Annotated in this window: 22 protein-coding genes; 2 read left to right on the top strand and 20 right to left on the bottom strand. The window is 72.8% G+C overall.

Going from position 1 to position 23,035, the window contains the following annotated elements; all coding sequences use genetic code 11:
* Nucleotides 1-554: 554 nt before the first annotated feature.
* On the top strand, nucleotides 555-2,432 hold the full coding sequence (locus ACIRPH_RS02785; protein WP_402908468.1) for a bis-aminopropyl spermidine synthase family protein: 1,878 nt from the start codon (nucleotides 555-557) through the stop codon (nucleotides 2,430-2,432).
* A gap of 187 nt (nucleotides 2,433-2,619) precedes the next feature.
* Here the strand turns inward: ACIRPH_RS02785 and ACIRPH_RS02790 are convergent, their stop codons facing one another.
* The 15 genes from ACIRPH_RS02790 to hisI all read right to left on the bottom strand — a co-directional run bounded on the left by ACIRPH_RS02790 (nucleotide 2,620) and on the right by hisI (nucleotide 15,246).
* Complete coding sequence (locus tag ACIRPH_RS02790; protein ID WP_402909486.1) at nucleotides 2,620-3,513, bottom strand: hypothetical protein; 894 nt, start codon at nucleotides 3,511-3,513, stop codon at nucleotides 2,620-2,622.
* A 321-nt stretch (nucleotides 3,514-3,834) separates the two neighbouring features.
* A complete protein-coding gene (locus ACIRPH_RS02795) occupies nucleotides 3,835-5,082 on the bottom strand; it encodes a hypothetical protein (protein ID WP_402908470.1) in 1,248 nt (415 codons plus the stop codon).
* A gap of 98 nt (nucleotides 5,083-5,180) precedes the next feature.
* On the bottom strand, nucleotides 5,181-6,293 hold the full coding sequence (gene lgt, locus ACIRPH_RS02800; protein WP_402909489.1) for a prolipoprotein diacylglyceryl transferase: 1,113 nt from the start codon (nucleotides 6,291-6,293) through the stop codon (nucleotides 5,181-5,183).
* 55 nt (nucleotides 6,294-6,348) lie between these two features.
* Complete coding sequence (locus ACIRPH_RS02805; RefSeq protein ID WP_402908472.1) at nucleotides 6,349-7,326, bottom strand: DsbA family protein; 978 nt, start codon at nucleotides 7,324-7,326, stop codon at nucleotides 6,349-6,351.
* A 52-nt stretch (nucleotides 7,327-7,378) separates the two neighbouring features.
* Nucleotides 7,379-7,891 (bottom strand): MauE/DoxX family redox-associated membrane protein, encoded by a 513-nt coding sequence (locus ACIRPH_RS02810; RefSeq protein WP_402908474.1) that lies wholly within the window; start codon nucleotides 7,889-7,891, stop codon nucleotides 7,379-7,381.
* A gap of 425 nt (nucleotides 7,892-8,316) precedes the next feature.
* On the bottom strand, nucleotides 8,317-9,129 hold the full coding sequence (trpA, locus tag ACIRPH_RS02815; RefSeq protein WP_402908476.1) for a tryptophan synthase subunit alpha: 813 nt from the start codon (nucleotides 9,127-9,129) through the stop codon (nucleotides 8,317-8,319).
* Nucleotides 9,129-10,346 (bottom strand): tryptophan synthase subunit beta, encoded by a 1,218-nt coding sequence (gene trpB / locus ACIRPH_RS02820; protein WP_267945765.1) that lies wholly within the window; start codon nucleotides 10,344-10,346, stop codon nucleotides 9,129-9,131. The genes trpA and trpB overlap by 1 nt, the downstream gene beginning before the upstream one ends.
* Before the next feature lie 246 nt (nucleotides 10,347-10,592).
* Nucleotides 10,593-11,399 carry an indole-3-glycerol phosphate synthase TrpC gene (gene trpC / locus ACIRPH_RS02825; protein ID WP_402908479.1) on the bottom strand — a complete coding sequence of 269 codons (807 nt, stop codon included), beginning with the start codon at nucleotides 11,397-11,399 and terminating at the stop codon, nucleotides 10,593-10,595.
* 254 nt (nucleotides 11,400-11,653) lie between these two features.
* Nucleotides 11,654-12,034: a CD225/dispanin family protein gene (locus ACIRPH_RS02830; RefSeq protein WP_402908481.1), complete on the bottom strand. Its 381-nt coding sequence runs from the start codon at nucleotides 12,032-12,034 to the stop codon at nucleotides 11,654-11,656.
* A 235-nt stretch (nucleotides 12,035-12,269) separates the two neighbouring features.
* A complete protein-coding gene (locus ACIRPH_RS02835) occupies nucleotides 12,270-12,623 on the bottom strand; it encodes a CD225/dispanin family protein (protein ID WP_402908483.1) in 354 nt (117 codons plus the stop codon).
* Nucleotides 12,624-12,722: 99 nt separating this feature from the next.
* Complete coding sequence (locus ACIRPH_RS02840; protein WP_402908485.1) at nucleotides 12,723-13,229, bottom strand: DUF2752 domain-containing protein; 507 nt, start codon at nucleotides 13,227-13,229, stop codon at nucleotides 12,723-12,725.
* 90 nt (nucleotides 13,230-13,319) lie between these two features.
* On the bottom strand, nucleotides 13,320-13,664 hold the full coding sequence (locus tag ACIRPH_RS02845) for a CD225/dispanin family protein (protein WP_402908487.1): 345 nt from the start codon (nucleotides 13,662-13,664) through the stop codon (nucleotides 13,320-13,322).
* Between the two features lie 255 nt (nucleotides 13,665-13,919).
* Nucleotides 13,920-14,201: an HGxxPAAW family protein gene (locus ACIRPH_RS02850; protein WP_402908489.1), complete on the bottom strand. Its 282-nt coding sequence runs from the start codon at nucleotides 14,199-14,201 to the stop codon at nucleotides 13,920-13,922.
* Complete coding sequence (locus ACIRPH_RS02855; protein WP_402908491.1) at nucleotides 14,201-14,905, bottom strand: Trp biosynthesis-associated membrane protein; 705 nt, start codon at nucleotides 14,903-14,905, stop codon at nucleotides 14,201-14,203. The genes ACIRPH_RS02850 and ACIRPH_RS02855 overlap by 1 nt, the downstream gene beginning before the upstream one ends.
* Nucleotides 14,902-15,246, bottom strand: coding sequence for a phosphoribosyl-AMP cyclohydrolase (gene hisI, locus ACIRPH_RS02860; protein ID WP_267945773.1), 345 nt, complete (start codon nucleotides 15,244-15,246; stop codon nucleotides 14,902-14,904). Before hisI ends, ACIRPH_RS02855 begins: the two co-directional genes overlap by 4 nt.
* Nucleotides 15,247-15,447: 201 nt before the next feature.
* On the opposite strand from hisI, the gene ACIRPH_RS02865 reads away from it, so the two are divergent.
* Nucleotides 15,448-16,449 carry a sugar isomerase gene (locus ACIRPH_RS02865; RefSeq protein ID WP_402908493.1) on the top strand — a complete coding sequence of 334 codons (1,002 nt, stop codon included), beginning with the start codon at nucleotides 15,448-15,450 and terminating at the stop codon, nucleotides 16,447-16,449.
* A 15-nt stretch (nucleotides 16,450-16,464) separates the two neighbouring features.
* Here the strand turns inward: ACIRPH_RS02865 and ACIRPH_RS02870 are convergent, their stop codons facing one another.
* The 5 genes from ACIRPH_RS02870 to priA all read right to left on the bottom strand — a co-directional run bounded on the left by ACIRPH_RS02870 (nucleotide 16,465) and on the right by priA (nucleotide 23,012).
* Nucleotides 16,465-18,318, bottom strand: a complete 1,854-nt coding sequence (locus tag ACIRPH_RS02870; RefSeq protein ID WP_402908495.1) for an ABC transporter ATP-binding protein — start codon at nucleotides 18,316-18,318, stop codon at nucleotides 16,465-16,467.
* Nucleotides 18,315-20,339, bottom strand: a complete 2,025-nt coding sequence (locus tag ACIRPH_RS02875; RefSeq protein ID WP_402908497.1) for an ABC transporter ATP-binding protein — start codon at nucleotides 20,337-20,339, stop codon at nucleotides 18,315-18,317. Before ACIRPH_RS02875 ends, ACIRPH_RS02870 begins: the two co-directional genes overlap by 4 nt.
* Before the next feature lie 353 nt (nucleotides 20,340-20,692).
* Entirely contained in the window at nucleotides 20,693-21,295 is a 603-nt protein-coding gene (locus ACIRPH_RS02880) for a peptidoglycan-binding protein (RefSeq protein ID WP_402908499.1), read from the bottom strand.
* Nucleotides 21,296-21,474: 179 nt separating this feature from the next.
* Nucleotides 21,475-22,248 (bottom strand): imidazole glycerol phosphate synthase subunit HisF, encoded by a 774-nt coding sequence (gene hisF, locus ACIRPH_RS02885; protein ID WP_402908501.1) that lies wholly within the window; start codon nucleotides 22,246-22,248, stop codon nucleotides 21,475-21,477.
* Nucleotides 22,245-23,012, bottom strand: a complete 768-nt coding sequence (priA, locus tag ACIRPH_RS02890; protein ID WP_402908503.1) for a bifunctional 1-(5-phosphoribosyl)-5-((5-phosphoribosylamino)methylideneamino)imidazole-4-carboxamide isomerase/phosphoribosylanthranilate isomerase PriA — start codon at nucleotides 23,010-23,012, stop codon at nucleotides 22,245-22,247. Before priA ends, hisF begins: the two co-directional genes overlap by 4 nt.
* Nucleotides 23,013-23,035 lie beyond the last annotated feature (23 nt).

Below are 23,035 nucleotides of genomic sequence, written 5' to 3' on the forward strand. Positions count from 1 at the left end.
GTTGTCGGCTTCGTGAAAAGCGCATTCGGGACGACATTGGCCCTGCTGCGTGCGGATGTAGTTGTGTGCCGTGTGAGCGGCGGTTCCCGCTGGGCGGGCGCCTTTCGCGCTACCGTCGCGCGTCCACGTCCTCGTGGTCGCCGGTGGCGGTCGGGTTCCCTGTTGCGGGCGGGTTCCCTTATACACGCTGGTCCAGCAGCGATGCGAATCGGAGGTCTAGACCAGACGGCGCCGCGGTGCGCCGGTGTTCGCGGTCGCCCCCTGGGGGGCGGTGCTGTCCCTCTCGGTTGTCCCCGATGAGGGCTGGCCTAGCCGGTTTTTCCACGAGGGAACCCCGCTAAACCTCCCAAAGTGGATAAAACCTCGACCGTGGGTCGGTGTTCCGCTCCGGAGACCGCGTGACGCCGTGTACCGCTGGTCAACATTACCCCGGCGTTAACGCACCGCCCAAGGGGACCCGGGTCCCCCACGTGGGTGATCTCCCCCTCACCCGCGACGGACCGTTCTGACCTGGGCGGCCACGGCCACCCGCCGACCCGTGGGACCATCGGTGGATGGCAGGCCACCCGACTTTCCCGGACCCGGACGACCACGGTTCCGCGCCCCCCGACCACACCGTACGAACACCAGGAGTCACAGTTTCGGACACCTCCCCCCTGCCCCCGCCCGGGGGCGCGCCGCCGCTGCCCGAGGCCGCGTTCCGGCTGCTGCGCGAGCACGGCACGGACATGCCCCGGCTCCGACGGGTCCTGGCGCTGCTCGCCGACGGCCGGTGGTGGAGCGCCGACGACCTGGTCCGGGGTACGGGTGTCGCGTACACGCTGGTGTCGTCGCTGCTCACAGCGCTGGACGAGGCGGGTGAACTCGCCGCCGAGAGCGCGGGCCGCCAGAGCCGGGTACGCCTGGCACGGCCCTCCGGCTACGCTGGCGCGGCCTGCGACGACCTCGCCGACCCCGTGGCCCACCTCCTCCCCCGGTACGCCCGCGCCCACGCCGAACTGGCGCGCGCCGTGGCCGAGGGGCCCGCCTCCGACCTGGACCTGGACCACGTCACCGCGACCGCCGACACGGCGCTGCGCCGTGCGCTGTTCCTGGCCACGCGCTTCGACCTGCACGACCGGGTCCTGCTGTGCGTGGGCGACCACGACCTGACCTCGATCGCGCTGACGCTCGTGTGCCCCGGCGCCCGGGCCGAGGTCGTCGACATCGACGAGCGCGTGCTGGCGCACATCGACGCACTGGCCGACAGGCTGGACCTGCGGGTGCGGACCCACACGGCCGACCTGCGCCTCGGGCTGCCGTCCACGGTGCGCGGCGTCGCGGACGTGGTGTTCACCGATCCTCCGTACACCGCCGACGGGGTGGAGCTGTTCGTGCGCCGCGGTGTGGAGGGCATGGCCGACCCCCGCCGGGGACGGGTCCTGGTGGCCTACGGCGCCAGCGAGACCACGCCCAAGCTGGCGGCCGCCACCCAGTCGCGGCTGGCGCGGATGGACCTGCTGTTCGAGGCGGTGTGGCCGGACTTCAACCGGTACCACGGCGCGGAGTCCATCGGTGCGGCCTCCGACCTCTACGTGCTCCGGCCGCTCACGCGCGCCCCGGCGCCGCCCTCGGGCGACGCCGCCAGGGTGTACAGCCAGGGGGTGAACGCCAAGGAGGCCCGGGGCGGCCTCGACGCCGAGCGCGCCCGCGCGGTGCTCGATCGCGTGCGCGACGACCTGGGGAGCGGGGGCGGCGCCCGGACCGCCGAGGGCCCGGAGCCGACGCTCGTGGGCGCGTGGCCGTCGGAGGCGTCGGCGGCCGGGCGGGTGCGGCTGTCCACCTGGATGGAGGCGCCCGCGCCCGTGGGCGACTGCGCCGTGCTCAACCTGACCGGCGGGTGGGAGCGGCTGGCGGCGCGTGCGGCCCTGGCCTCCGCCGCGGACACGGTGTACGCCCTGGTCCCCTCCTCCGCGGCGTGCGTGCGCGACGCCGCGGGGCAGCGGGGTCTGCGCGCCCTGGTGGAGCCCCGCTTCGACGTGCGGTTCCTGCGCGGGTTCGGCGCCGACGACCTGACCGCGGTACGCCTGACGCGGCGCCCGCCGGCCGTGGACGAGCCGGGTGCGGACGCGCGGGACGGAGCGGGAGCGGATGACGAGGAGGACCGGGGAGGAGCCCCTGGGGGCGGGCGGGCGCACGGGGACCCGAAGGCCGCCGTCGACCTCCTCCTGATCCACGTGCAGGAGCGGGCGCACGGCACGCTCACCGCCACGCTGAGGGGCGGACTCGTCGAGGTGTCGGCGCGCATGGGCCGCCCGGCCAACAAGCGCACCGCGCGGCAGGCCGTGTCCACAGCGCCGTGGTGGCTGGCCGGCCACACGCTGCTCGACCTGCCCGAGCACCGCTTCGCGGAGCTGCGGGGCGTGGCCGCCGCGCTGCTCGCCCAGGTGTAGGGACGGCCCCGGGGCGGGCTGTCCGGGACTGCGCGCCGCCGGGGCCGGGCTCCCCCGGTCACCGTGCCGCGGGCGGGTCCCACCGGGGCCTGCGGCCCGCCGCACGGGGCCCGCGGGGAGGATCCCCCGCCCCGGAACGCGCGGAGGGGCCCGGAGGACGCGTCCTCCGGGCCCCTCCGCGCGCGGTTCAGCCGGTTCCGGTGCCGAGGCCGTCGGTTCCGGCGGGATCCTCCACGGTGCCCTGCGTACCCGTGGGGTCCTGCACCGTGCCGTCGGTCCCGGCCGGGTCCTGCACCGTGCCGTCGGTCCCCGCCGGGTCCTCGACGGCGCCCTCCTGCGCGCCCTCGTCCGTCTGGCCGGTTCCGGAGCCGTCGTCGAGCTGCACCATCCGCCGGTAGAGCGGGTCGCGGAAGTTCGCCAGCGCCACGAGCGGGCCGGAGAGGCTGACCCTCTCCTCGACCGACTCGGAGTCGGTGGGCTGGACCCACACCACGACCAGGTAGTGGCCGCTGACGATCGCGTCGCTGGCGCTGTAGCCCTGGCCCAGGCGGTCGAACGGGTCGGCCCCGGAGGGTGAGAGCACGAACCCGGGGTCCTGGGAGGCGTCGCCCTCCCCGTCGGCCCCGGCCTCGTCCGTCTCGGGCGCGTTCATGGCGGCGGCGACGGCCCTGCTCCCCTCGATGTCTGCGAGGTTGAACACGGCCGTCACGCCGAAGTAGGTGTCCGAGACGTAGGTGGCGCGTCCTGCCTGGGTGCAGTCGGCCTCGGCCAGGGCGGTGCGGACCTGCTCGCCCCACACAGCGGCCGAGCAGTCCTCGCTCAGGTCCGAGTCGCGCAGGGTGAAGTCGATCTCCTGGCTGGAGATCTCCGCGTTGCGGCTCTCGAACAGCTCTCCGGCGTTGAGGGCGCGGCTGTCGCCCTCACGGGTGGCCAGGACCTCGTTCATGCGGCCGGTGTCGATCACCCGGTACATGACGGGGCGGGTCTCCTGGGCGGCCTGGTCCGCTCCGCCGCCCTCGCCGAGGCGCATGTACAGCACGGTGCCGAGCACGGCCAGAGCCACGACGGCCACGCCGGCCACCACGAGGAGGGGACGGCGGCGCCCCTTGGTCTCCTGCTTCCTCCGGCCTCCGGCCCGGCGGCGCCCACCCGTGCGGGAGGACCGCCCCGCCGACACCTCGTCGGACTCGCTGTTTTTCCTCCGGCGTCCGGCGGGACCGGACGCCGACGGTTCAGAAGGGGACACCCAGTGGACCTTTCCTCGGATGCGGGCCGGCCGCGCACGCGCGGCCGGCCCGGTTCGCTTGGGGAGAGGGGCGGAAAGCACCCCGCCCGCACGACCCTGGCGGAAGGGTCGATCTGTCCGAGATCCTATCGGGGCGTCCGACAGGGCGGGACAGGCCTACTCCTCGGCCCGGCCCGCCTCGACGACCTCCTCGTAGACGAATTGCGTGGAGTTCATGGAGGCCACGCTCAGCTTCGCCAGATCGGCGTTGTCGCCCGGGTCGGCGCCGTCGGTGTCGGCGACCCAGAACACCGCCAGGTAGTGGCCCATGACCTGGGCGTTCGCCTGGCTGTAGCCCTCCTGGAGGCCGGGAATGTCGTCGCCGTTCTGCGTGAGCAGGAATCCGGCGCCGCTCTCGGCGTTGGTCGGGTCCAGGGAGGCCTCGACGTTGGCGGCCTCATCGGCGTTGGCCAGGTCGAAGACGGTGACCTGGGCGATGTGCTCCTCGTCCGCGTCGGTGTACACACCGGTGGCGGCCTGGATGCAGTTCGCGTCGATGAGGGACTGGCCGAGCTCCTCGCCCCACACCAGTGAGGTGCAGGAGTCGGTGACGCTGCTCTGGCGAAGCTCCAGCGTCATGTCGTCGAGCCCGATCTCGCCGACCGCCCCGAACACGGACTCCTCGGTCATCGGCTCCGCGCCCTCGGGGCGTTCGTTGATCGCGCCGAACACGTCCTCTCGGTTGGGCTCGGCCAGGTAGAGCTCCGGTGTGAGGGTGCTGTGCCCCTCCGGCGGAGCCACGACCGAGTCGTCGCCGCCCGAGACCGAGCCCCCCGACCCCGTGAAGAGCTGGAAGGTCAGCAGTCCCAGGAGGGCGACCAGCGCGATGCTGAACGCGCCCAGCAGGACGCCGAGGACGGCTGTGCCGCGCTTGCGCTTGCTCTGCTCGGCGAGGGTGTAGACGATCTGGTTGGGACGGTCGCCCAGGACCGACACCTTCTTGATCGCGGACGCGGAGAAGGCCGAGACCTTGCCGACCCCGCCGCGCCTGACCCCGGACGCCCTGCGCCTGGAGGCTCCGGCCGCGGTCGCCCCGCGGCCCTTCCTGCGGCGGGAGGACCGCCGGGAGCCGGAGGCCCCGTCGTCGGCCGGGGCCGCTTCCTCCTCGCCCTCGTACTCGTCGTAGTCGTCGTACGCCTCGTCCCCGTCGGCCCGGTCCCCGGTGTCGGCGGTGTCGGCGGTGTCGGCGTCGGACGTGCGGGTGTGACCGTACTCCGCGGAGAAGTCCTCCTCGGGGTCGTAGTCGTCCTCGCGGCCCTCGTCGTGGCCGTAGTCGTCGGCGTGGTCCTCGGTGTAGGCCCGGTCGGCGCGGCGTGAACCGCCGCGCCGTCCCCGGCGGCCGTACCCGGACTCAGCTCTGCTCACGGTCTTTCTCAATCGTCAACCCGTGGTCTGCTCGAAAGGTACAGGGCGTTCTCCGCTCCGCGGCCGGACACGGCCGGCCCGCGTTCAGGAGCCCTGCGCTACTCGGGCTTCGCCCCGGAATCGGTTCCCGTGTCTCCGGCGTCGTTCGCGGTCGAGCCCTCGGTACTAGATCGCTCAGGGCTCGGGTGGTATTCCGTACCCGCCCCCTCTGAGCTGCCATTTTGCGTTCCGGAGCCCGTTTCTTCGCTGTCCACGGCGCTGTAGACGGTGCTGTCGTCGGACACCTCACTGCCGGCTGTGGCGCCGAACACCTGGGTCCCGGCGTCGTGGCCGTGGGGGACGACGGCGGTGGAGAAGGAGTCGATGCGGCGTCCGGCCCACACGAAGTACGCGAGCGCGCCGAGGAAGACGGCGATGGAGGTCCAGTTGTTCAGGCGCATGCCCAGGAAGTCGTTGGCGGGGTCGACGCGCAGGTACTCGATCCAGAAGCGGCCCGCGCAGTAGCCCATGACGTAGAGCGCGAAGAGGCGGCCGCCCTGGAGGGAGCCCTCGAAGCGGCGTCCGGCCCAGGCCAGGAGCACGGCCAGGAGCAGGCACCACAGGGACTCGTAGAGGAACGTGGGGTGGTACGTGGTGACGCCGAACTCCATGCCGGGGCGCAGGTGGCCCTCGGGGTAGGGGGTGATCTCCACGGCCCAGGGCAGGTCGGTGGGCGCTCCGAACAGCTCCTGGTTGAAGTAGTTGCCCCAGCGGCCGATGGCCTGGGCGAGCGGGATGGTGGGGGCGATCGCGAAGGACAGCTTGGACATGGACAGCCCGCGCTTGCGCGCCACCAGCCACACGCCGACGGCGCCCAGGGGCACGGCGCCCCAGATGCCGAGGCCGCCCTCCCACACGTACAGGGCGCGGATGGGCTCCCGTCCCTCGCCGAAGTACAGCTGGGCGTCGCTGATGACGTGGTAGAGACGGCCGCCGATCAGTCCCAGGATCACGGCCCAGACGGCCATGTCCATGATGGTGCCCTTCTCACCCCCCATGGCTGCCCAGCGGCGCTCGCTCCAGACCACGGCGACGACGACGCCGGCGAGGATGCACAGCGCGTAGAAGTGGATCTGGAGGGGCCCGATCGGGATCGCGTTGATCTGGGGGCTGGGGATGGCCGCGAGGGCGCGGCCGAGCCCGGCCGCGCCCTCGGAAGCTGTCGACGACAGTGTCACTGCTCTGCTCTCGGGTTCGCCCCGCGTGCGGGGGGTGCTGTCAGGGGTGCTACTCCGCGCCCCCGTCACCCATGGGCTGGGTGTCGACCTCACCGGCGTCCGCGGAGGCGATCGCCTCGTTGAGGCCCCTGACCGTCATGGCGGTGTTGTTGTCGAGCAACTCGCCGTTGAGGTACACGGAAGGCGTGCCGCGGAACGTGTTGTCTCCGCTGTAGCGAGTGTAGGCCGTTCCGGTGGCGGTGATGATCTCGCCCGTGTAGGTGCCGTCGAGGAAGGCGGGGTCGTGCCCATTGTCGGCTCCCCAGGAGATCAGGTCGGACAGGACCATGGTGCCGAGGGTCTCCTCGCCGATCTGCGCCATGGCGTCCTCGGTGAGTGCGGGCAGGTAGTCCTCGGTGAACGTGGTGACGACGGCGGCCTCCTCGTCGATCCGCCTGTCGAACTCGCCCTCCTGCTCGGCGTCGGCGTCGGTCTGGCGGAACCAGTCCTTGAGCTCCTCGACGGTGAAGCCCTCGTTGCCCTCGGTGGGCTGGTTCTCGAAGAGGATGTCGTTGTACTCGACGAAGTGGCCGTGCTCGGCGGCGGCGCGTGCGGCGGCGCCGGCGCGCAGCGAGTTGCTGCTGATGGGCACCGGCTGCTGGGCGAAGATGCTCACCGGCCGGTAGTGCACGATGGCGTTGCCCTCGGCGGCGTTCCGTTTGAGGACGTCGCCGTTGAGCAGCTCGAACTGGCGGCAGGCGGGGCACTGGAAGTCGGCGTAGACCTCGACGACGGGCGCCTGTGCGCCCTCCTGGGCGAGGACGACGCTGCCGTCCTCCTGGAGGACCTGGGGCGGGAGCGCCCCCTCGTACCCGGAGTCGCGGCGGTCGGCGTTGAGCACGGCGAACCCGATGCCGACGACCAGGACGACGACGGCCGCGGCGGCGCCGACGACGATGAGCGTCTTGGTGCGCTTGGCGGTCCGCTTCTCCCGTTCGCGCTGTTCCCTGAGTTTCTCGCGGGAGCGCTTGCGCGCTTCACTCCCCATGCTTTCCCCTGTTTCTACTGCTGGAGGTGGTCGACCGTCGTGGGTTCCGGGGTCACCGGAAGAGCCCTATGGCGCGGTCGAGGGCGAAGGGTGAACGCGGCCAGACCGCGATGAAGGCGCCCATGGCGGCGAAGGCGATGTCGCGGGCGATGGAGAGCCCGTAGGTGGTCTCCCCGGGGGCGACCTGGCCGCCGCCGCCGAAGCAGCCGCAGTCGATGTTGAGGCCCCTGGCCATGGCGGAGACGATCCCGGCGATGAAGACGACCATGAGGAGGGCGCCGACGGCTCCGACGTAGCGGGTGGCGAGTCCGACGAGGAGGAGGGCCGCCAGGGCGAGCTCGAACAGGGGGAGGGTGTAGCCGATGAGCCGGGCGATCTCGACGGGGAAGAGGTCGTAGGCCTCGACCGCCTGGACGGAGAGCGCGGGCGGGAACTTGGAGACGGCGGCGAAGACGAGGACGGCCGCGAGTCCGACCCGGCAGGCGAGGGTGAGCCAGGGTTGGACGGCCTCCCAGCGGGAGCGCGGGGCGGCGGAGGCGTCGGGGGATGCGTCGGTTGTGTCCATCGCTTGGGCCTTCGGGGAGTAGGGGACGCTTTGTCGCGTTCGGTGTCTGATCCGTCGCTCTACGTATCGCGTCACATCCTACTGACTGTGGTGAGTCCGTGACGCTGCGGCCGGGAACCCGGGCGCAGCGGTGGGCGCCCCAGGAAACCGCGACACCGCCATCACACCACCGGGACGGCCCCGGCGGGGGCGTTTCAGGGGTTCCGGCAGGGGCCTCTCACCCGATTCTCACCCTCTTAACCCTGCTTTTGACCAGGAGGGAAGGCGTCGGGCCGCCCCCCGGAGGGGGCGGCCCCGCACCGGTGCCACAGGTCTCCCCGGCCGGTGACCGACGCCGCGACCGCCGTGCCCGGAGGTCCCGTGCGAACAGGGCCCCGGTCCTGCGGGCGGGCCGCGCGCCCCGGGCGGACGGGGCGCGTCCGGCCCTACCTGTCGCGGACGCCCCCCGCCAGCTCCTCGGCGAAGGAGCGGACGGCGGTGAGGCCGGTCTCCAGGTCCGGGGCGTCCAGGATCCGCTGGCAGAACCCCGCGCCGACGATGACGCCGTCGGCGTAGGCGGCCACCTCGGCCGCCTGGGCGGCCGTGGAGATCCCCAGGCCCACGCAGACCGGCAGGCCGGACTCGCGGGTCACCTCGCGGGTGCGCCGCACCAGCGTCGCGGCGGTGTCGGCGACCTGCGTGCGGGTGCCGGTCACGCCCATCAGCGAGGCCGCGTACACGAACCCGCTGCACGCCGCGGTGGTCATGGCGAGGCGGCGGTCGGTGGAGGAGGGCGCGACCAGGAAGATCCGGTCCAGGCCGGACGCCTCGGAGGCGGCCGTCCACGCCCCCGCCTCCTCGGGGATGAGGTCGGGGGTGATCACCCCGGCCCCGCCCGCCTTGGCGAGGCCGGCGGCGAAGCGCTCCACCCCGTAGCGCTCGATCGGGTTCCAGTACGACATGACCACGGCGGCGGCGCCCGTGGCGGCGGTGGCCTCCACGACGCGGAACACGTCCTCGGTGGTGGTTCCGGCCTCCAGGGCGCGGTCGGCGGCCCTCTGGATGGTGGGGCCGTCCATCATCGGGTCGGAGTAGGGCAGGCCGACCTCGATGACGTCGCAGCCCCCCTCCACCATGGCCTGGATCACCCTGATGGAGGAGTCCGTGTCCGGGAACCCCGCGGGGAGGTAGCCGATCAGGGCCGCCCGGCCCTCCTCGCGGGCCTCGGCCAGCTTGGTCTGCAGCGTCGTCGCGGTCATCACGCCTGTCCCTCCGTGTCGACGAGTCCGAAGTACGCGGCCGCGGTGTCGACGTCCTTGTCCCCGCGACCGGAGAGGTTCACCAGGATGACGGCGTCCGGGCCGAGGCGCTCGCCGAGCTTGCGGGCGCCGGCCAGGGCGTGGGCGCTCTCGATGGCCGGGATGATGCCCTCGGTGCGGCACAGCAGGCGGAACGCCTCCATGGCCTCCGCGTCGGTGATCGGCTCGTAGCTCGCCCGTCCGGTGTCGGCGAGGTAGGCGTGCTCGGGGCCGACCGCCGGGTAGTCGAGGCCCGCCGAGATGGAGTGGCTGGGCAGGGTCTGGCCGAACTCGTCCTGCAGCACGAACGTGCGCGCCCCGTGGAAGACCCCGGGGCTGCCCGCGGTGATCGACGCGGCGGTGCGGGGGGTGTCCGCGCCGTCTCCCCCGGCCTCGAAGCCGTACAGGGCGACGCTCTCGTCGGGGATGAACGCGGCGAAGACCGCCATGGCGTTGGAGCCGCCGCCCACGCAGGCGGCGACCGCGTCGGGGAGCCGGCCGACCCTCTCCAGGACCTGGGCGCGGGCCTCCTCGCCGACGACGAAGTGCAGGTCGCGCACCAGCTTGGGGAAGGGGTGCGGCCCGGCGACGGTGCCGAACAGGTAGTGGGTGCGGTCCACGTTGGCGACCCAGTCGCGGAACGCCTCGTTGATGGCGTCCTTGAGGGTGCGGCTGCCGATGGTGACGGGGACGACCTCGGCGCCGAGCATGCGCATGCGGGCGACGTTGAGCGCCTGGCGCCGGGTGTCCTCCTCCCCCATGTAGATGACGCATTCCAGGCCGAGGAGTGCGCAGGCGGTGGCGGTGGCCACACCGTGCTGTCCGGCCCCGGTCTCGGCGATGACGCGGGTCTTGCCCATGCGCCTGGTGAGCAGGGCCTGGCCGAGCACGTTGTTGATCTTGTGCGAGCCGGTGTGGTTGAGGTCCTCGCGCTTGAGGAGGACGCGGGCGCCGCCGCAGTGCTCGGAGAAGTTGCGGGCCTCGCTGAGGGCGCTGGGGCGGCCGGTGTAATCCTTCAGCAGCGCGGCCAGTTCGGCCTGGTAGGCGGGGTCGTTCTTGGCCTTCTCCCACTCCGCCTCGACCTCGTCGAGGGCGGCGATGAGCGCCTCGGGGGCGAAGCGGCCCCCGAAGCGGCCGTAGTGCCCGCCGTGGTCGGGCAGTGGTCCAGCATGGCTCATTGGGACGTTCTCCTGGGAAGGGGCCGACGGCGGCTCTTCCCCCGGGCGTGCGCCGCGGGGGGCCGCGCGTCGACCGGCTGCGCGCCGCCTGGCTCCGGCGGCGCGTTCGGACCGGTGGGTCGACGCGGCGTCGGGAACCCGCGGCTCATGCCTGCGGGTTCCCTAGAGCCATCGCCATCGGAGGCCGGGGTGTGCCTGCACCGCGACCGCCCGTGGCGTCGTCTGTCCCATCGTGCTGTTCGTCCCCTAGTTCCGGTCCCGCAGGGCGGGGTGTGCTCCCGCGGTCACCAGGTCGGCCACGGCCTCGCGCGGGTTCCGACCGCGGACGAGGCTCTCGCCGACGAGGACCGCGCCGGCGCCGGCGCCGGCGTAGGCCAGCAGGTCGTGCGGGCCGCGGACTCCGGACTCGGCGATCTTGACGACGTCGGAGGGGATGCCGGGGGCGATCCGGGAGAAGGTGTCCCGGTCGACCTCCAGGGTCTTGAGGTTGCGCGCGTTGACGCCGATGACGGTGGCGCCGGCGTCGAGGGCCCGGGTCACCTCGTCCTCGTCGTGGACCTCGACCAGGGGCATGAGCCCCAGGGAGCGGGCGCGCTCGACCAGGGAGACCAGGGCCTCCTGGGGCAGCGCCGCGACGATGAGGAGGACGGCGGAGGCGCCGAAGACGCGGGCCTCCCACAGCTGGTAGGAGCTGACCACGAAGTCCTTGCGCAGGAGCGGGGTGTCGACGGCCTGGTGCACGGCCCGGAGGTCGGCGAGGCTGCCCTGGAAGCGGCGCTCCTCGGTGAGGACGCTGATGAGGGTGGCGCCCCCGGCCTCGTAGTCGCGTGCCAGGGCGGCGGGGTCGGTGATGGTCGCGAGCGGCCCCTTGGAGGGGCTCGCCCGCTTGACCTCGGCGATCACGTGGACGCCGGGACGGCGCAGGGCGGCTTCGGCGTCCTGTGGGGTGGGCGCCGACTCGGCCTGGGCCTTGAGGCGGTCCAGGGGCAGCGCCTCCTGCCGCTTCGCCAGGTCGGCGCGTACTCCGTCGAGGATCTCGTCGAGCACGCTCACCAGTTACCGCTCCCTCGTGCAGTGGTCTGTCACGGTGGTGGCTCCGGCGGGCGGGCCGCCCGCGCGGCGTGCCCGGACGCACCGCCGGCGCACCGTGTTGCTGGTCATCGTATCGACCTTCGGGTGCCGGGGGGCCGTCACCCCCCACCTGGCCCCCCGGGTTCTCCGGGGGAACGGGTGGGAGGGCCCGTTCCGCACACAAATGTCGGAGGGCCGGGCAGCCCGGCACCGTGGCCGGTTCGGTTCCGGGGCGCTCAGAGGCTCGATGCCACTCCCACGATGACCAGGAAGAGGAGAAAGAGGACGTAGAGGGCCACCGGGACGAAGAGCACCACACCGATGATGCCCATGATCTTGGCGACGTTGGCCGAGGACTCGGCGCTCCTGTAATCACCGCTCGACCACTGGTTGTTGACCATGATGGCGAAGATCAGGCCGACGATGCCGATGACCGGCAGGCAGCTGACGATGCCGAGGATGTTGAGGGCGAGGTAGTTCTTGGGCGGGTCGCCGGGAGGCGGGCCGCCGTGGCCCGGTACACCCCCGTATCCGAAGGGAGGACCGTAACCGCCGGCAGGAGGCCCGTAGCCACCGGGGGGACCGTAGCCGCCGGGCGGCGGGGAGCCGTAACTCATGCCTGTTCCATCTTTCAGGGGATGCGGGCGTTCCGGCGCCGGGTGGGCGGCCCGGGACCTGTCGCCGGGCGCCCTCCTCGGGCGCCGGACTCCGGGAAGGACCGTCGGGATGCCCGATACCGGCGCCGTCGCACGATGCGGACGTCGGAGGCCGACCGGTACGAGCGGAGACGGCTGCCCCGCCCTTCGGGCTGTCAGAAGTCCGGGGGCGGGGCGGCCGGAGGGTGGAAACCTCTTAGTAGTAGGACGGCGACGTGGCCATCGCGCCGAACATGACGACGAAGATCAGGATGTAGAACAACACCACGAGGACCGCGAGGATGAAACCGACGAGTCCGATGATGCCCATGATCTTGGCGACCTTGGCCGACTCCTGGGCCCCCGTGTAGTCGCCGGCCTGCCACTTGCTGTTGACCTGAAGGGCGAAGATCAGGCCGATGATGCCGACCACGGTGCACCCGAAGATGCCCAGGATGTTGAACATCAGGTAGTTCTTGGGCGGCTCGCCTGCGGGCGGGCCTCCGTACCCCGGCGCGCCTCCGTAGCCTGCGGGCGGGCCGTAGCCGCCGGTGGGAGGTCCGTAGCTCATAGGGGTCCAACCTTCCAGGACGTGTGTGTGGTGCGTTGTCTCGTACGGGGGGCGTGGCGCTCATCCGCTCAGACGGCGGAAGTGCCGTTCTGGTTCTCGCTACCAGCCGGGGAACAGCGGTGTGCCCGGGGCGAGGAAGGAGAACCAGGGCAGGTTGCGCAGGATCCAGTGGGCGTTGATGACGATCAGGAGCAGCCACAGGAACCAGCCCGGCGTGAGCCTGGGCGGCTTCGTGGGCGGCCGGATCGTCCTCATCAGCCACAGCGTGTAGGTCACCGCGATGTAGGGGAGCAGGAGCACCAGCAGGGGGTTCATGCTGATCGCGCCGAGGAAGTCGCCGTGCGTGGCCAGGGCGACCGCGCGCATGCTGCCGCAGCCGGGGCAGAACGTCCCGGTGAGCAGCAGCCACGGGCACGTCGGGTAGTTGCCGGGCTCGTTGGGGTCCACGAAGTGCAGGAGCGTGGCCCCGGCCAGGCCGAGGACGCCCAAGCCGACGGGCCACACGACCGGGGGCAGGGCCCTGAGCCGGTGTTCGACGCGCTGGATCCACGAGGGCGCGGCAGACGCCTCGGGCCCGGCGGTCTCGGGTGGTTCGCTTGGATGCACGGGACCAGCCTACGGGTTCGGGCGGACAGGGTTCTGCCCCCGTGGCCGCAGGGCGCACGGGGGCAGACACGTGCTCGGTTCGGGTGCCGACTAGTAGTACGTGGGCGTTGCCGAGACGAGGAGCACGGCGCTCAGGAGGTAGAAAGCACCGAGCAGCACCCACAGGATGCCGCCGCAGATGAAGGCGATCTTCGTGAACTTCTTCGCCTGCGCCTGGGCCTGGTGGGCGCCGGCGTGGTCGCCGCGGTTCCACAGGTCGTTGACCTTGGTCGCGTTGATGATCGCCGGGATGGCGAAGGGCCAGCAGCAGAAGACGGCGACGATCGCCCAGGTGAGGCCGTTGTCGGGCGGGGTGCCGTAGCCGCCTCCGGGAGGCCCGTAGCCGCCGCCGGGGGGCGGGCCGGGGTTGCCGGGGGGAGGGGGACCGTAGCTCATGGTCGTGCAACTTTCAGAAAGGGGACAAGGGATTTCGCACGGTGTGGAGCACACACCGGCCCGACATGGGGCAGGATCGGGTCACCGGAACGCGTACGTCGCGGGCAGAAACGAATGATGCCAGACAGAGAGGACATCAGCCGACAGGCGACGATACGTTTGGCAGGTCCGGTGTGGTGAATCTACCTGCCCCATGGGACCTTCGTCCATTTTCCGTTATTCACTCGTTGTGAGCTGCGGTTTCACGGGTGGGAGTCAGTTGTTGCCCGCCGTCGCCGAGACCTTCTGTGCGGCTTCCCACGCCTCGCGGGTCTGCGGGTAGGGGCGCGGCGACTTGCGGCCGAGGCCGGCCTTCTTCATGACGCCGGCGATGACGGCGAGGACGACGCTGAGGCCGAGCCCGATGAGGGTCCACGTCACCAGGTCGCCGCCGAGGATGATGGCGACGGCCGCCACGGTCCAGGCCACGATCCAGGAGATGGTGAGGAACCAGGCGGAAACGGTGTTGCCGTGGTCGTCGTGGTGTTCGTCGGCCATCAGTGGTTCTCCTTCGGTTCGGCTGGCCGTGCTGCCAGCGGTGCGGGTTCGGCGGCGTCCCCGGGGCCGGCGGGGTCCTCGGACCGGCCGCCGTCAGGGGCGTCGAGTGTGGGATCGTCACCGGCATCCAGCGATTTCCACAGGTCGGCAGGCGTCTCGGCCCGGGTCGCGCGCGGTGCGGCGTCCCGATCGTACCGGGTGCCCATGCCCGGCCAGGCAGGGGCTCGTACCGCGGAGAGGAGCCCGGCGAGGACCAGGAGGACGGCGCCCCCCGCGGCCATGGCGGGGCCGAGCGCGGCCAGGTGGGGCGCCGCCGCCACCTGGGCGGTGCCCGCGGCGTCGGTGGCGTTCTTCGCCACGGCCTCCATGAGGGCGTCGGGCCGTGTCGCTCCCCACACGGAGGTCAGGGCGAGGACGCCGCCCGCGGCGACGAGGGCGCCGACGAGCCGCCGGGCCCATCCGCGCGTGGCGTACAGGCCCGCGATGCCGGCCAGGCCGGCCCATCCGATGCCGCTGGGCGCGCCGGTCAGGTCGGCCCCGGTGAGTGCGACGGGGACCGGCGGGACCGGCCCGGGAGCCGTGAGCTGGCCGGTCGCCCACTGCTGTCCGGCGGCGGCGAGGAGGAGTCCGGCGCCGGCGGCCAGTCCGAGCATGGTGGCGCCGTACTCGCGCCGGACGCGGGGGGAGGTCGTGGGGGAGCTCACAGCAGTTCTCCGGCGTCGAAGCACGTGCGGTCGCCCGTGTGGCAGGCGGCGCCCTCCTGGTCGACGCGGACCAGGAGCGTGTCGCCGTCGCAGTCCAGTGCGACCGACACCACACGCTGGGTGTGGCCCGAGGTGGCCCCCTTGACCCAGTACTCGTTGCGGCTGCGCGACCAGTAGGTGGCGGCGCGGGTCGTGAGGGTGCGGTGCAGCGCCTCGTCGTCCATCCAGGCGAGCATGAGCACCTCCCCGGTGTCGTGCTGCTGGACGACGGCGGGGACGAGGCCGTCCGCGGTCCGCTTGAGTCGGGCGGCGATGGCCGGGTCGAGGCTGGTGACGCTCATGTCCTCCAGGTTATGGCCGACCGTCCAGCGGTCCGCACCGGGTCGTGTCCAGCGGGGCCGGGTGCGGGGCGTCCTCTTGGGGGCGTTCGTCCGGGGCGGTTAGAGTTCGTGCGTCCTCCCGGTTCGGGCGCCGCGGGCCGTCCCCGGCGCCCGCCGCGCTCCCCCGCCCCTTCCGTCCGCCGTCTCCACCCTGGGAGTTCCGTGACCGCCGAGAACCTGTCCGCCGACCTGGCGGGCAAGCCCGCAGCGCTGACCTCGCTCGCCACCCGCTTCCCCCGGTGGGACCCCTACGCCGCGCTGCCCGCGCTCCTGGCCGACGAGCCCGCCGCCGTGCGGTTCGTCGGCCTGGGTTCGGCGCGTTACGCCTGCGAGGTGGCGGCGGCCCGGCTGCGGCGCGCGGGCATCGCGGCGAGCGCGGACCGCTCCTCGTCCGCGGAGCAGCCGCCCGCCGGCCCGGAGACGCTGGTGGTGGCGGTGTCCCTGGGCGGCGGCCAGAGGGAGCTGTACACGGTGCTGGACCGGTACGTCGCGCGGTCCCCGGTGATCGTGCTGGCCCCGTCCGCGGACCTGGTGGTGGGGCACTACGCGGACCTGTTGGTGCCGCTGCACGCGGGCGAGGAGGCGAGCGGACTGGCGTGCCGGGCCTATCAGCACGCGCTGGCCCTGCTCCTTCTGCTGGGCCACCGCCTGGGCGCCCCGGCGTCCGGGAGCAGCCAGAACTTCCCGGGACTGCTGCGCCGGGCGGCCAACGCCGCGAAGTCCCTGCTGGCGAACGCCCCGGAGTGGGTGCCCGAGGCGGCGCGGATCCTGGAGTCGCCGCACGGCGTGCACCTGGTGGCGCCGGACGAGCGGATGGCGTCGGCCTCGCAGGGGGTCCAGGCCCTGCGCAAGGGCCCGGTGCGGGCGGCGTACGCGTGCGAGACCGGCGAGTGGTCGCACACGGACCGCTACCTGGCGGCCGTGACGGACTACCGGGCGCTGCTGTTCGCGGGGTCGGCCTACGACGAGCGGTTCGCCGAGCACCTGGGGCACCTGCGCGGCACGTTCGTGGCCGTGGGCCCCACCCCCGGGCACGAGCGCGTGCCGGGGGCGGAGCTGACCGTCCGCTACCCGGGCGACTCCGACCCGGACGTGAGCCTGCTGGTGGAGCCGCTGGTGGCGGAGCTGCTGGCCGCCCACTGGTGGAGGGCGTCCCGCCGCTGAGGGACGGTGGCGGGGTCAGGCCGAGGAGCTGACCCAGGAGGCGTACAGGTCGGCGTACACGCCGGGCCGCGCGACGAGTTCGGCGTGCGATCCGCTCTGGACGATGCGGCCGTCGTCGAAGACCAGTACCCGGTCGGCCGCCTCGGCGGTGGACAGGCGGTGGGCGATGGCCACGGAGGTGCGCCCCCGGGTGAGCCGGTCCAGGGCCCGCTGGATGCGGACCTCGGTGTGGGGGTCCACGGCCGACGTGGCCTCGTCGAGGACGAGCAGGTCGGGGTCGGCGACGTAGGCGCGCACGAGGGCGACGAGCTGCCGCTCCCCCGCCGACAGGGACTCTCCGCGCTGGCCGACCGGTGTGTCCAGGCCGTGCGCGAGGGAGTCGAGCCACTCGGAGAGGCCGAGTTCGGTGACGGCGGCCTCCAGCTCGGCGTCGGTGCTCTCGGGTCGGGCGAAGCGGATGTTGTCGCCCAGGGAGCTGTCGAAGAGGAAGCCCTCCTGCGGGACCATGACGACGCGGCTGCGCAGGGACGAGAAGGCCACCTCGCGCAGGTCGGCGCCGTCGAGGCGCACGGTGCCCTGGACGGGGTCCATGAGCCTGGTGAGGAGTTTGACGAAGGTGGTCTTGCCCGAGCCCGTCTCCCCCACGACCGCGACCCGGGTGCCCGGGGTGATGTCGACCGCGACGTCGTCCAGGACGACGGGACCGTCGGGGTAGGAGTAGGTGACGTCGTCGAAGGCGACCCGGACCGGGCCGCGGGGCAGGACCTTGCCGGCCTCCCCGGGGTCGGCGATGTCGGGCGCGGTGTCCAGGACCCCCAGGACCCTGCGCCATCCGGCGATGGCGTTCTGGGCCTCGTTGAAGATCTCGGTCGCCATCATCATGGGCTGGATGAACAGGGTCAGCAGGAACAGGAAGGCGATGAGCTGCCCGGCGGTCAGGTCGCCGCCCAGGCCGAGCCAGACGCCGACGAGGACCACGGCCGCGTTGCCGACCGCGGAGACGATCTCGGCGAAGGGCGAGACCGCCATGGCCAGCCGCTGGGCGCGGACCTGGGAGCGCCGGGTCCTGGTCACGGTGGAGTCGATGCGCTCCGCAGTGCGCTCCTCGGTGCCGTGGGCGCGGATGACGGCGGCGCCCATGACGGTCTCGCCGATGACGCCGAGCATGTCGCCGGTGTTCTCGCGGACCTTCATGTACGCCGTGGACAGGTGCTTCTGGAGCCAGCGGACGCCGAACAGCAGCGGCAGCACGCAGACCCACACCACGATGGTGAGCTGCCAGGAGTAGACCGCCATGAGGACGGTGGCGACGAGGAGCTGGCCGGCGCTGACGAGCAGGAGCAGGCCGCCCCACTGCATGAAGGTGCTGATCTGGTCGACGTCGCTGGTGACGCGGGAGACCAGGGCGCCCTTGCGCTCGCTGTTCTGGGTGAGCACGGACAGGTCGTGGACGTGTCGGAACGCCTTGCGGCGCAGGGTGGCCAGGCCGGACTCGGTGGCCCGGTACAGGCGCAGGTTCATCAGGTAGGACGCGACCATGGTGACCACGAGGAGCCCGGCGCAGGCGGCCACCATGCGGGCGACGAAGGCGAGGTCGGGGCCTTCCGGGCCGGAGAGCCCGTTGTCGATGATCTGCTGGACGGCGACGGGGACGACGATCTTGCCGGCCGTGGCGACGACGGCGAACACCAGGGTGAGCCAGAGGCCCTTGGCGAACTCCGGGGAGAGCCGCAGGCCGCGCCTGATCGTGCCCATGGCCGTGTCGGTGGAGCGGTGCAGGGAGAGGAGCGGGTCGGCGGCGCCGTCGGCCTCCCGCCCGGGTTCGGGGTCGGGCCGCTGTTCGGCGCGGGTCTGGGCGGGTGCGCTCATCGGCTCGTCTCCTCGGTGGCGTGGTCGCCGTGCGCGGTGGCGGGCGGGGCGGGTTCGAGTGGTCCGGGTTCCTCGGGGACGGGTTCGCGCTCGGCCTCGCCCTCAGCGGAGGCCCGTTCGTACGCGGTGACCAGCCTGGTGTAGCCGGGTGAGGCGGTGAGGAGTTCGTCGTGGGTGCCGCGGGCCAGGACGCGGCCCCGTTCCATGTAGAGGACCTCGTCGGCGAGTTCGATGGTGGCGCGCCGGTAGGCGACGACGACCACGGTGGCGGCGTCGTCGCGTGCGCGCAGCCCGGCGAGGATCTGGGCCTCGACCTGCGGGTCGACGGCGGAGGTGGCGTCGTCCATGATCAGCAGCCGGGGCCGGCGCACGACGGCGCGGGCCAGGGCGAGGCGCTGGCGCTGGCCGCCGGACAGGGTGGTGCCCTTCTCCCCGAGCGGGGCGTCGAGGCCGCCGTCGAGTTCCCTGATGAAGCCGTCGGCGCGGGCCAGGCGCAGTGCGGCCCACACCTGCTCGTCGTCGATGTCGGCGCCGAGGGTGATGTTGTCGCGGACCGAGTCCTCGAACACGAAGGTGCCCTGGGGTACGAGGGCTGCGTGCTCGGAGACCTGGCCGCGGGCGAGGTCGCGGACGTCGACGCCGTCGAGGCGGATGTGGCCCGTGTCGGGGTCGACGAGGCGCATGAGCAGGGTGGTGAGCGTGGACTTGCCCGAGCCGGTGGGGCCGACGAGGGCGACGGTGCGGCCGGGGGCGATGTCCAGGTCCACACCGTTGAGGACGGTGGTGCGGGCGGTGGACTCCCCGTCGTCCATCAGGTCGCGGCCGCCGCCGTCGGCGTCGTAGGAGTCGGCGTAGGAGAAGGTGACGCCGCGGGCGCTCAGGGCGATACCGCGGGGGCTGTCCTCCAGGGTCCGGTCGCCGTGCTCCATGGTGCCGCCGGATCCGAGGACGGACTGGACCCGGTCCCAGCCGACGACGCTGCGGGGCAGGTCGCCGAGGATCCACCCGAAGGAGCGGATCGGCAGGGCCAGGAGGGTGAAGAGGAAGGCGATCTGGACGAGGTCGCCGGGGTCGATGGCGCCGGTGGAGAGCCGCCACATGCCGAGGAGCAGGACGGCGAGCACGCCGAAGTTGGGCAGGGCCTCCATGACCGGGTCGAACATGGAGCGCATGCGGCCGACCTGGATGAGGGCGTCGCGGAGGCTGTGCGCGGACCGGGTGAAGCGCTCGGTCTCGGTGTCCTCCCTGCCGAGGGTCTTGACGACGAGGGCGCCGTCGAAGGACTCGTGGGCGACGCCGCTGACCTCGGCGCGCAGGGCCTGGGCCCGGGAGGCCATGGGTGAGACGCGGCGCTGGAAGACGACGTTGGCGGCGGCCAGGACGGGGAAGACGACGAAGGCGACCAGGGCGAGCACGGGGTCGGTGACGAGCATGGCCACCGCGGCGATGGCGAGCATGAAGACGCTGCCGACGGCCATGGGCAGCGGGGCGAGCGGCTGCCAGGCGGCCTCGACGTCGGCGTTGGCGTTGGAGAGGAGCTGGCCGGTGGGGTGGCGGTGGTGCCAGGAGAGCGGGAGTTCGAGGTACTTGCGGGCGACGGCGCGGCGGTAGCGGGCCTGCATGCGGAACTGCATGAGGGCGGCGAGCATGCGGCGCATGGCGATGCCGACGGCCTTGCCCAGGCCGACCGCGAGGAGCAGTCCGGCGGCGGCGGCGAGCGCGGCCGCGGTGGTGCTGCCCCGGGCGAACGCGGGGAGGATGGTGGTGTCGGTGAGGTGACCGAGGACGGAGGCCGAGCCGACGGTGACGCCGGCGTGCAGCATGGCTCCGGCGACGGCGGCGAGGAAGATCCACGGTTCGGTGCGCGCGGCGACCCACAGGACGCGCATGCCCCGGCCGAAGATCCCGGTTCCGGCGGTGTCCGCGGCGCGGTCGCCGGTCCCGGCGCCGCCGGCGTGCTCCTCCGGTGGCGCGGAGCCCTCCCCGGCCTCCGGTTCCCTCGTGCTGGTGCCCTGCGCCATACGCCCCCCGTTCGTCTGCCTGCCGGTTCCACCGGCACGGCCCGGCCCCTTACGCGCCGACGCCCTCCGGGCATGCCGAAGGGGACGTGGGTGCGTGTGTCGGGCCAACCTATCCAGCGGGACCGACAAGGTTCCACCGGATTGTTTCAGCGCGGTTCGCGCCGGGGCTATTCCGGCCGGGAGGATACGGCGGTCGCGGGAGCGGGATAGGGCGCGGGGCCGCCCGGGGGCGGGGCGGCGGGGGCTGCGCCCGGGGCCGGCGGAGGGGTTCGCGGCGGTCGGCGGGCGCCCGGACCACCGAGGTGGTCCGGGCGCCGTGGCGGCCGGAGCGGCCGTCCTCCGACCGCCGGGTACTACTGGGCCGCGACCTGGTAGGTGACCAGCGCGCGGAAGGTCAGGCGGCCGGTGATGCCGTCGACCCCGATGCCGAACTCGCGCTGCGCGGCGCGGACCGCCCGCTCGGTGGCGGGGCCGTACTGACCGTCGACGGCGAGGCCGGAGGCGATGCCCTTCTCCTTGAGGAGGACCTGGATCGCCTCGACGACGAGGCCGCGGGTGCCCGGGCCGTACTCGCCGAAGGTGCGCTCGCGCAGCAGCAGCCAGGTCTCCTCGTCGAGCGCCCCGGTCTCGACGAGGTCGTTCGGGTTGTCCCGCTGGTAGCGCTTGACCGTGTTCTCGAGGCTGAGGTTGAAGAACCGCGAGGTGGTGCTGTCGGAGCGGTAGCCGTGGTGGGCGAGCAGCTTGCGTGCGGCCGCGATGTCGACCGACCGGTCGCCCCTCACGTAGTACGGCCACGCCTCGGCCTCGATCTGGGCGACGACCTGCTCGGAGGTCCGGTTGAGGTTGTCGGCGGAGGCCGAGGGAGCGGTGGCGACGACGGCGGTGGCGGCGACCGCAGAGGCGGCGATCAGGGAGACGAAACGCCTACCAAAACCACCAAAGAAGTGCGGAAACATGCGAAAAAAGGTCCTTCCCCCGTGGGTAGTGGGCACTACGGGGATCATGCTCACACGAACCATCGGCGTGTCGATGCAACGCCACACGGAAACGACTACGTGTCGTGATCCGGGCGCGCGAAGGTCCCCGGGACGTACTCGTCCCGGGGACCTTGACCGCCTCCACCTGCGAAAACCCCTCAGCGCACCGGGTGGCCGGCCTCCCGCAGGCTCCGCTTGACGTCGGCGACGGTGAACTCGCCGAAGTGGAAGACCGTCGCGGCCAGCACCGCGTCCGCGCCCGCCTCCACCGCGGGGACGAAGTGCTCGACCGCCCCCGCTCCGCCGGAGGCGATCAGGGGCACGTCCACGCGGGCCCGCGCCCCGCGGATCAGCTCCAGGTCGAAGCCGGCCCTGGTGCCGTCGGCGTCCATCGAGTTGAGCAGGATCTCCCCCGCGCCCAGCCCGGCGGCGCGCTCGCACCACTCCAGTGCGTCGATCCCGGTCCCGCGGCGGCCGCCGTGGGTGGTCACCTCGAACCCGCTGGGGGTCGTCCGGTCGCCCTCGCGTACCCGGCGCACGTCGGCGGAGAGCACGAGGACCTGGCGGCCGAAGCGCTCGGCGATCTCCCCGATGAGCTCCGGCCGGGCGATGGCGGCCGTGTTGACGCCCACCTTGTCCGCTCCCGCCCGCAGCAGGAGGTCGACGTCGTCGGCGGTGCGCACCCCGCCGCCCACGGTCAGCGGGATGAACACCTGGTCGGCGGTGCGGCGGACCACGTCGTAGGTGGTCTCCCGGTCGCCGCTTGAGGCGGTGACGTCGAGGAAGGTGAGTTCGTCGGCGCCGGCGGCGTCGTAGCCGTGGGCGAGCTCCACCGGGTCGCCCGCGTCGCGCAGGTTCTCGAAGTTGACGCCCTTGACCACCCGCCCGGCGTCCACGTCCAGGCAGGGGATGACGCGCACGGCCAGGCTCACCGGGACACGTCCTCGGCGCCGCGCACCGCCGCCAGGGCGTCCTCCAGGGTGAACGCGCCCTCGTACAGCGCGGTGCCCATGATGGCGCCCTCCACCCCCAGCGGGACCAGGGTGGCGATGGCCCTCAGGTCGTCCAGGCTGGACACGCCGCCGCTGGCGACCACCGGCTTGTCGGTGCGCTCGCACACGGTGCGCAGCAGGTCCAGGTTGGGGCCCTTGAGGGTGCCGTCCTTGTTGACGTCGGTGACGACGTAACGGGCGCAGCCCTCCGACTCCAGCCGGTCCAGGGTCGCGAACAGGTCGCCGCCGTCCCGGGTCCAGCCGCGCGCGGCCAGGGTCGTGCCGCGCACGTCCAGGCCGATCGCGATCCGGTCGCCGTGCTCGGCGATGATCCTGGCGCACCACTCCGGGTTCTCCAGGGCGGCGGTGCCGATGTTGACCCGGCGGCAGCCGGTGGACAGCGCGGCGGCCAGCGACTCGTCGTCGCGGATGCCCCCCGACATCTCCACCTTGACGTCCAGGCGTCCCACGATGTCGCGCAGCAGGTCGCGGTTGTGTCCGCGCCCGAACGCGGCGTCCAGGTCCACCAGGTGGATCCACTCGGCCCCGGCCTCCTGCCAGGCCGTGGCGGCCTCGAAGGGGTCGCCGTACTGGCCCCCGGAACCGGCCTTGCCCTGGACGAGCTGGACGGCCTGCCCGCCCGCCACGTCCACGGCGGGAAGCAGTTCGAGTGCGGGGGACGACGGGGTGTGCTCGCCGGTCATGAAACCTTCTCGTGCTCGGTGGG

It is taken from the genome of Nocardiopsis sp. NPDC101807 (assembly GCF_044766605.1).
Lineage (GTDB): Bacteria > Actinomycetota > Actinomycetes > Streptosporangiales > Streptosporangiaceae > Nocardiopsis > Nocardiopsis tropica.

What these genes read in the sequence shown, in the direction of transcription:
- hisI (WP_267945773.1), bottom strand. Translation starts at nt 15,246, where the DNA reads ATGAGCGTCACCAGCCTCGACCCGGCCATCGCCGCCCGACTCAAGCGG.
- trpB (WP_267945765.1), bottom strand. Translation starts at nt 10,346, where the DNA reads ATGAGCCATGCTGGACCACTGCCCGACCACGGCGGGCACTACGGCCGC.
- ACIRPH_RS02850 (WP_402908489.1), bottom strand. Translation starts at nt 14,201, where the DNA reads ATGGCCGACGAACACCACGACGACCACGGCAACACCGTTTCCGCCTGG.
- ACIRPH_RS02805 (WP_402908472.1), bottom strand. Translation starts at nt 7,326, where the DNA reads ATGGGGAGTGAAGCGCGCAAGCGCTCCCGCGAGAAACTCAGGGAACAG.
- trpA (WP_402908476.1), bottom strand. Translation starts at nt 9,129, where the DNA reads ATGACCGCGACGACGCTGCAGACCAAGCTGGCCGAGGCCCGCGAGGAG.
- ACIRPH_RS02875 (WP_402908497.1), bottom strand. Translation starts at nt 20,339, where the DNA reads ATGGCGCAGGGCACCAGCACGAGGGAACCGGAGGCCGGGGAGGGCTCC.
- ACIRPH_RS02880 (WP_402908499.1), bottom strand. Translation starts at nt 21,295, where the DNA reads ATGTTTCCGCACTTCTTTGGTGGTTTTGGTAGGCGTTTCGTCTCCCTG.
- ACIRPH_RS02870 (WP_402908495.1), bottom strand. Translation starts at nt 18,318, where the DNA reads ATGAGCGCACCCGCCCAGACCCGCGCCGAACAGCGGCCCGACCCCGAA.
- ACIRPH_RS02845 (WP_402908487.1), bottom strand. Translation starts at nt 13,664, where the DNA reads ATGAGCTACGGTCCCCCTCCCCCCGGCAACCCCGGCCCGCCCCCCGGC.
- ACIRPH_RS02835 (WP_402908483.1), bottom strand. Translation starts at nt 12,623, where the DNA reads ATGAGCTACGGACCTCCCACCGGCGGCTACGGCCCGCCCGCAGGCTAC.
- ACIRPH_RS02810 (WP_402908474.1), bottom strand. Translation starts at nt 7,891, where the DNA reads ATGGACACAACCGACGCATCCCCCGACGCCTCCGCCGCCCCGCGCTCC.
- ACIRPH_RS02830 (WP_402908481.1), bottom strand. Translation starts at nt 12,034, where the DNA reads ATGAGTTACGGCTCCCCGCCGCCCGGCGGCTACGGTCCCCCCGGTGGC.
- priA (WP_402908503.1), bottom strand. Translation starts at nt 23,012, where the DNA reads ATGACCGGCGAGCACACCCCGTCGTCCCCCGCACTCGAACTGCTTCCC.
- ACIRPH_RS02785 (WP_402908468.1), top strand. Translation starts at nt 555, where the DNA reads ATGGCAGGCCACCCGACTTTCCCGGACCCGGACGACCACGGTTCCGCG.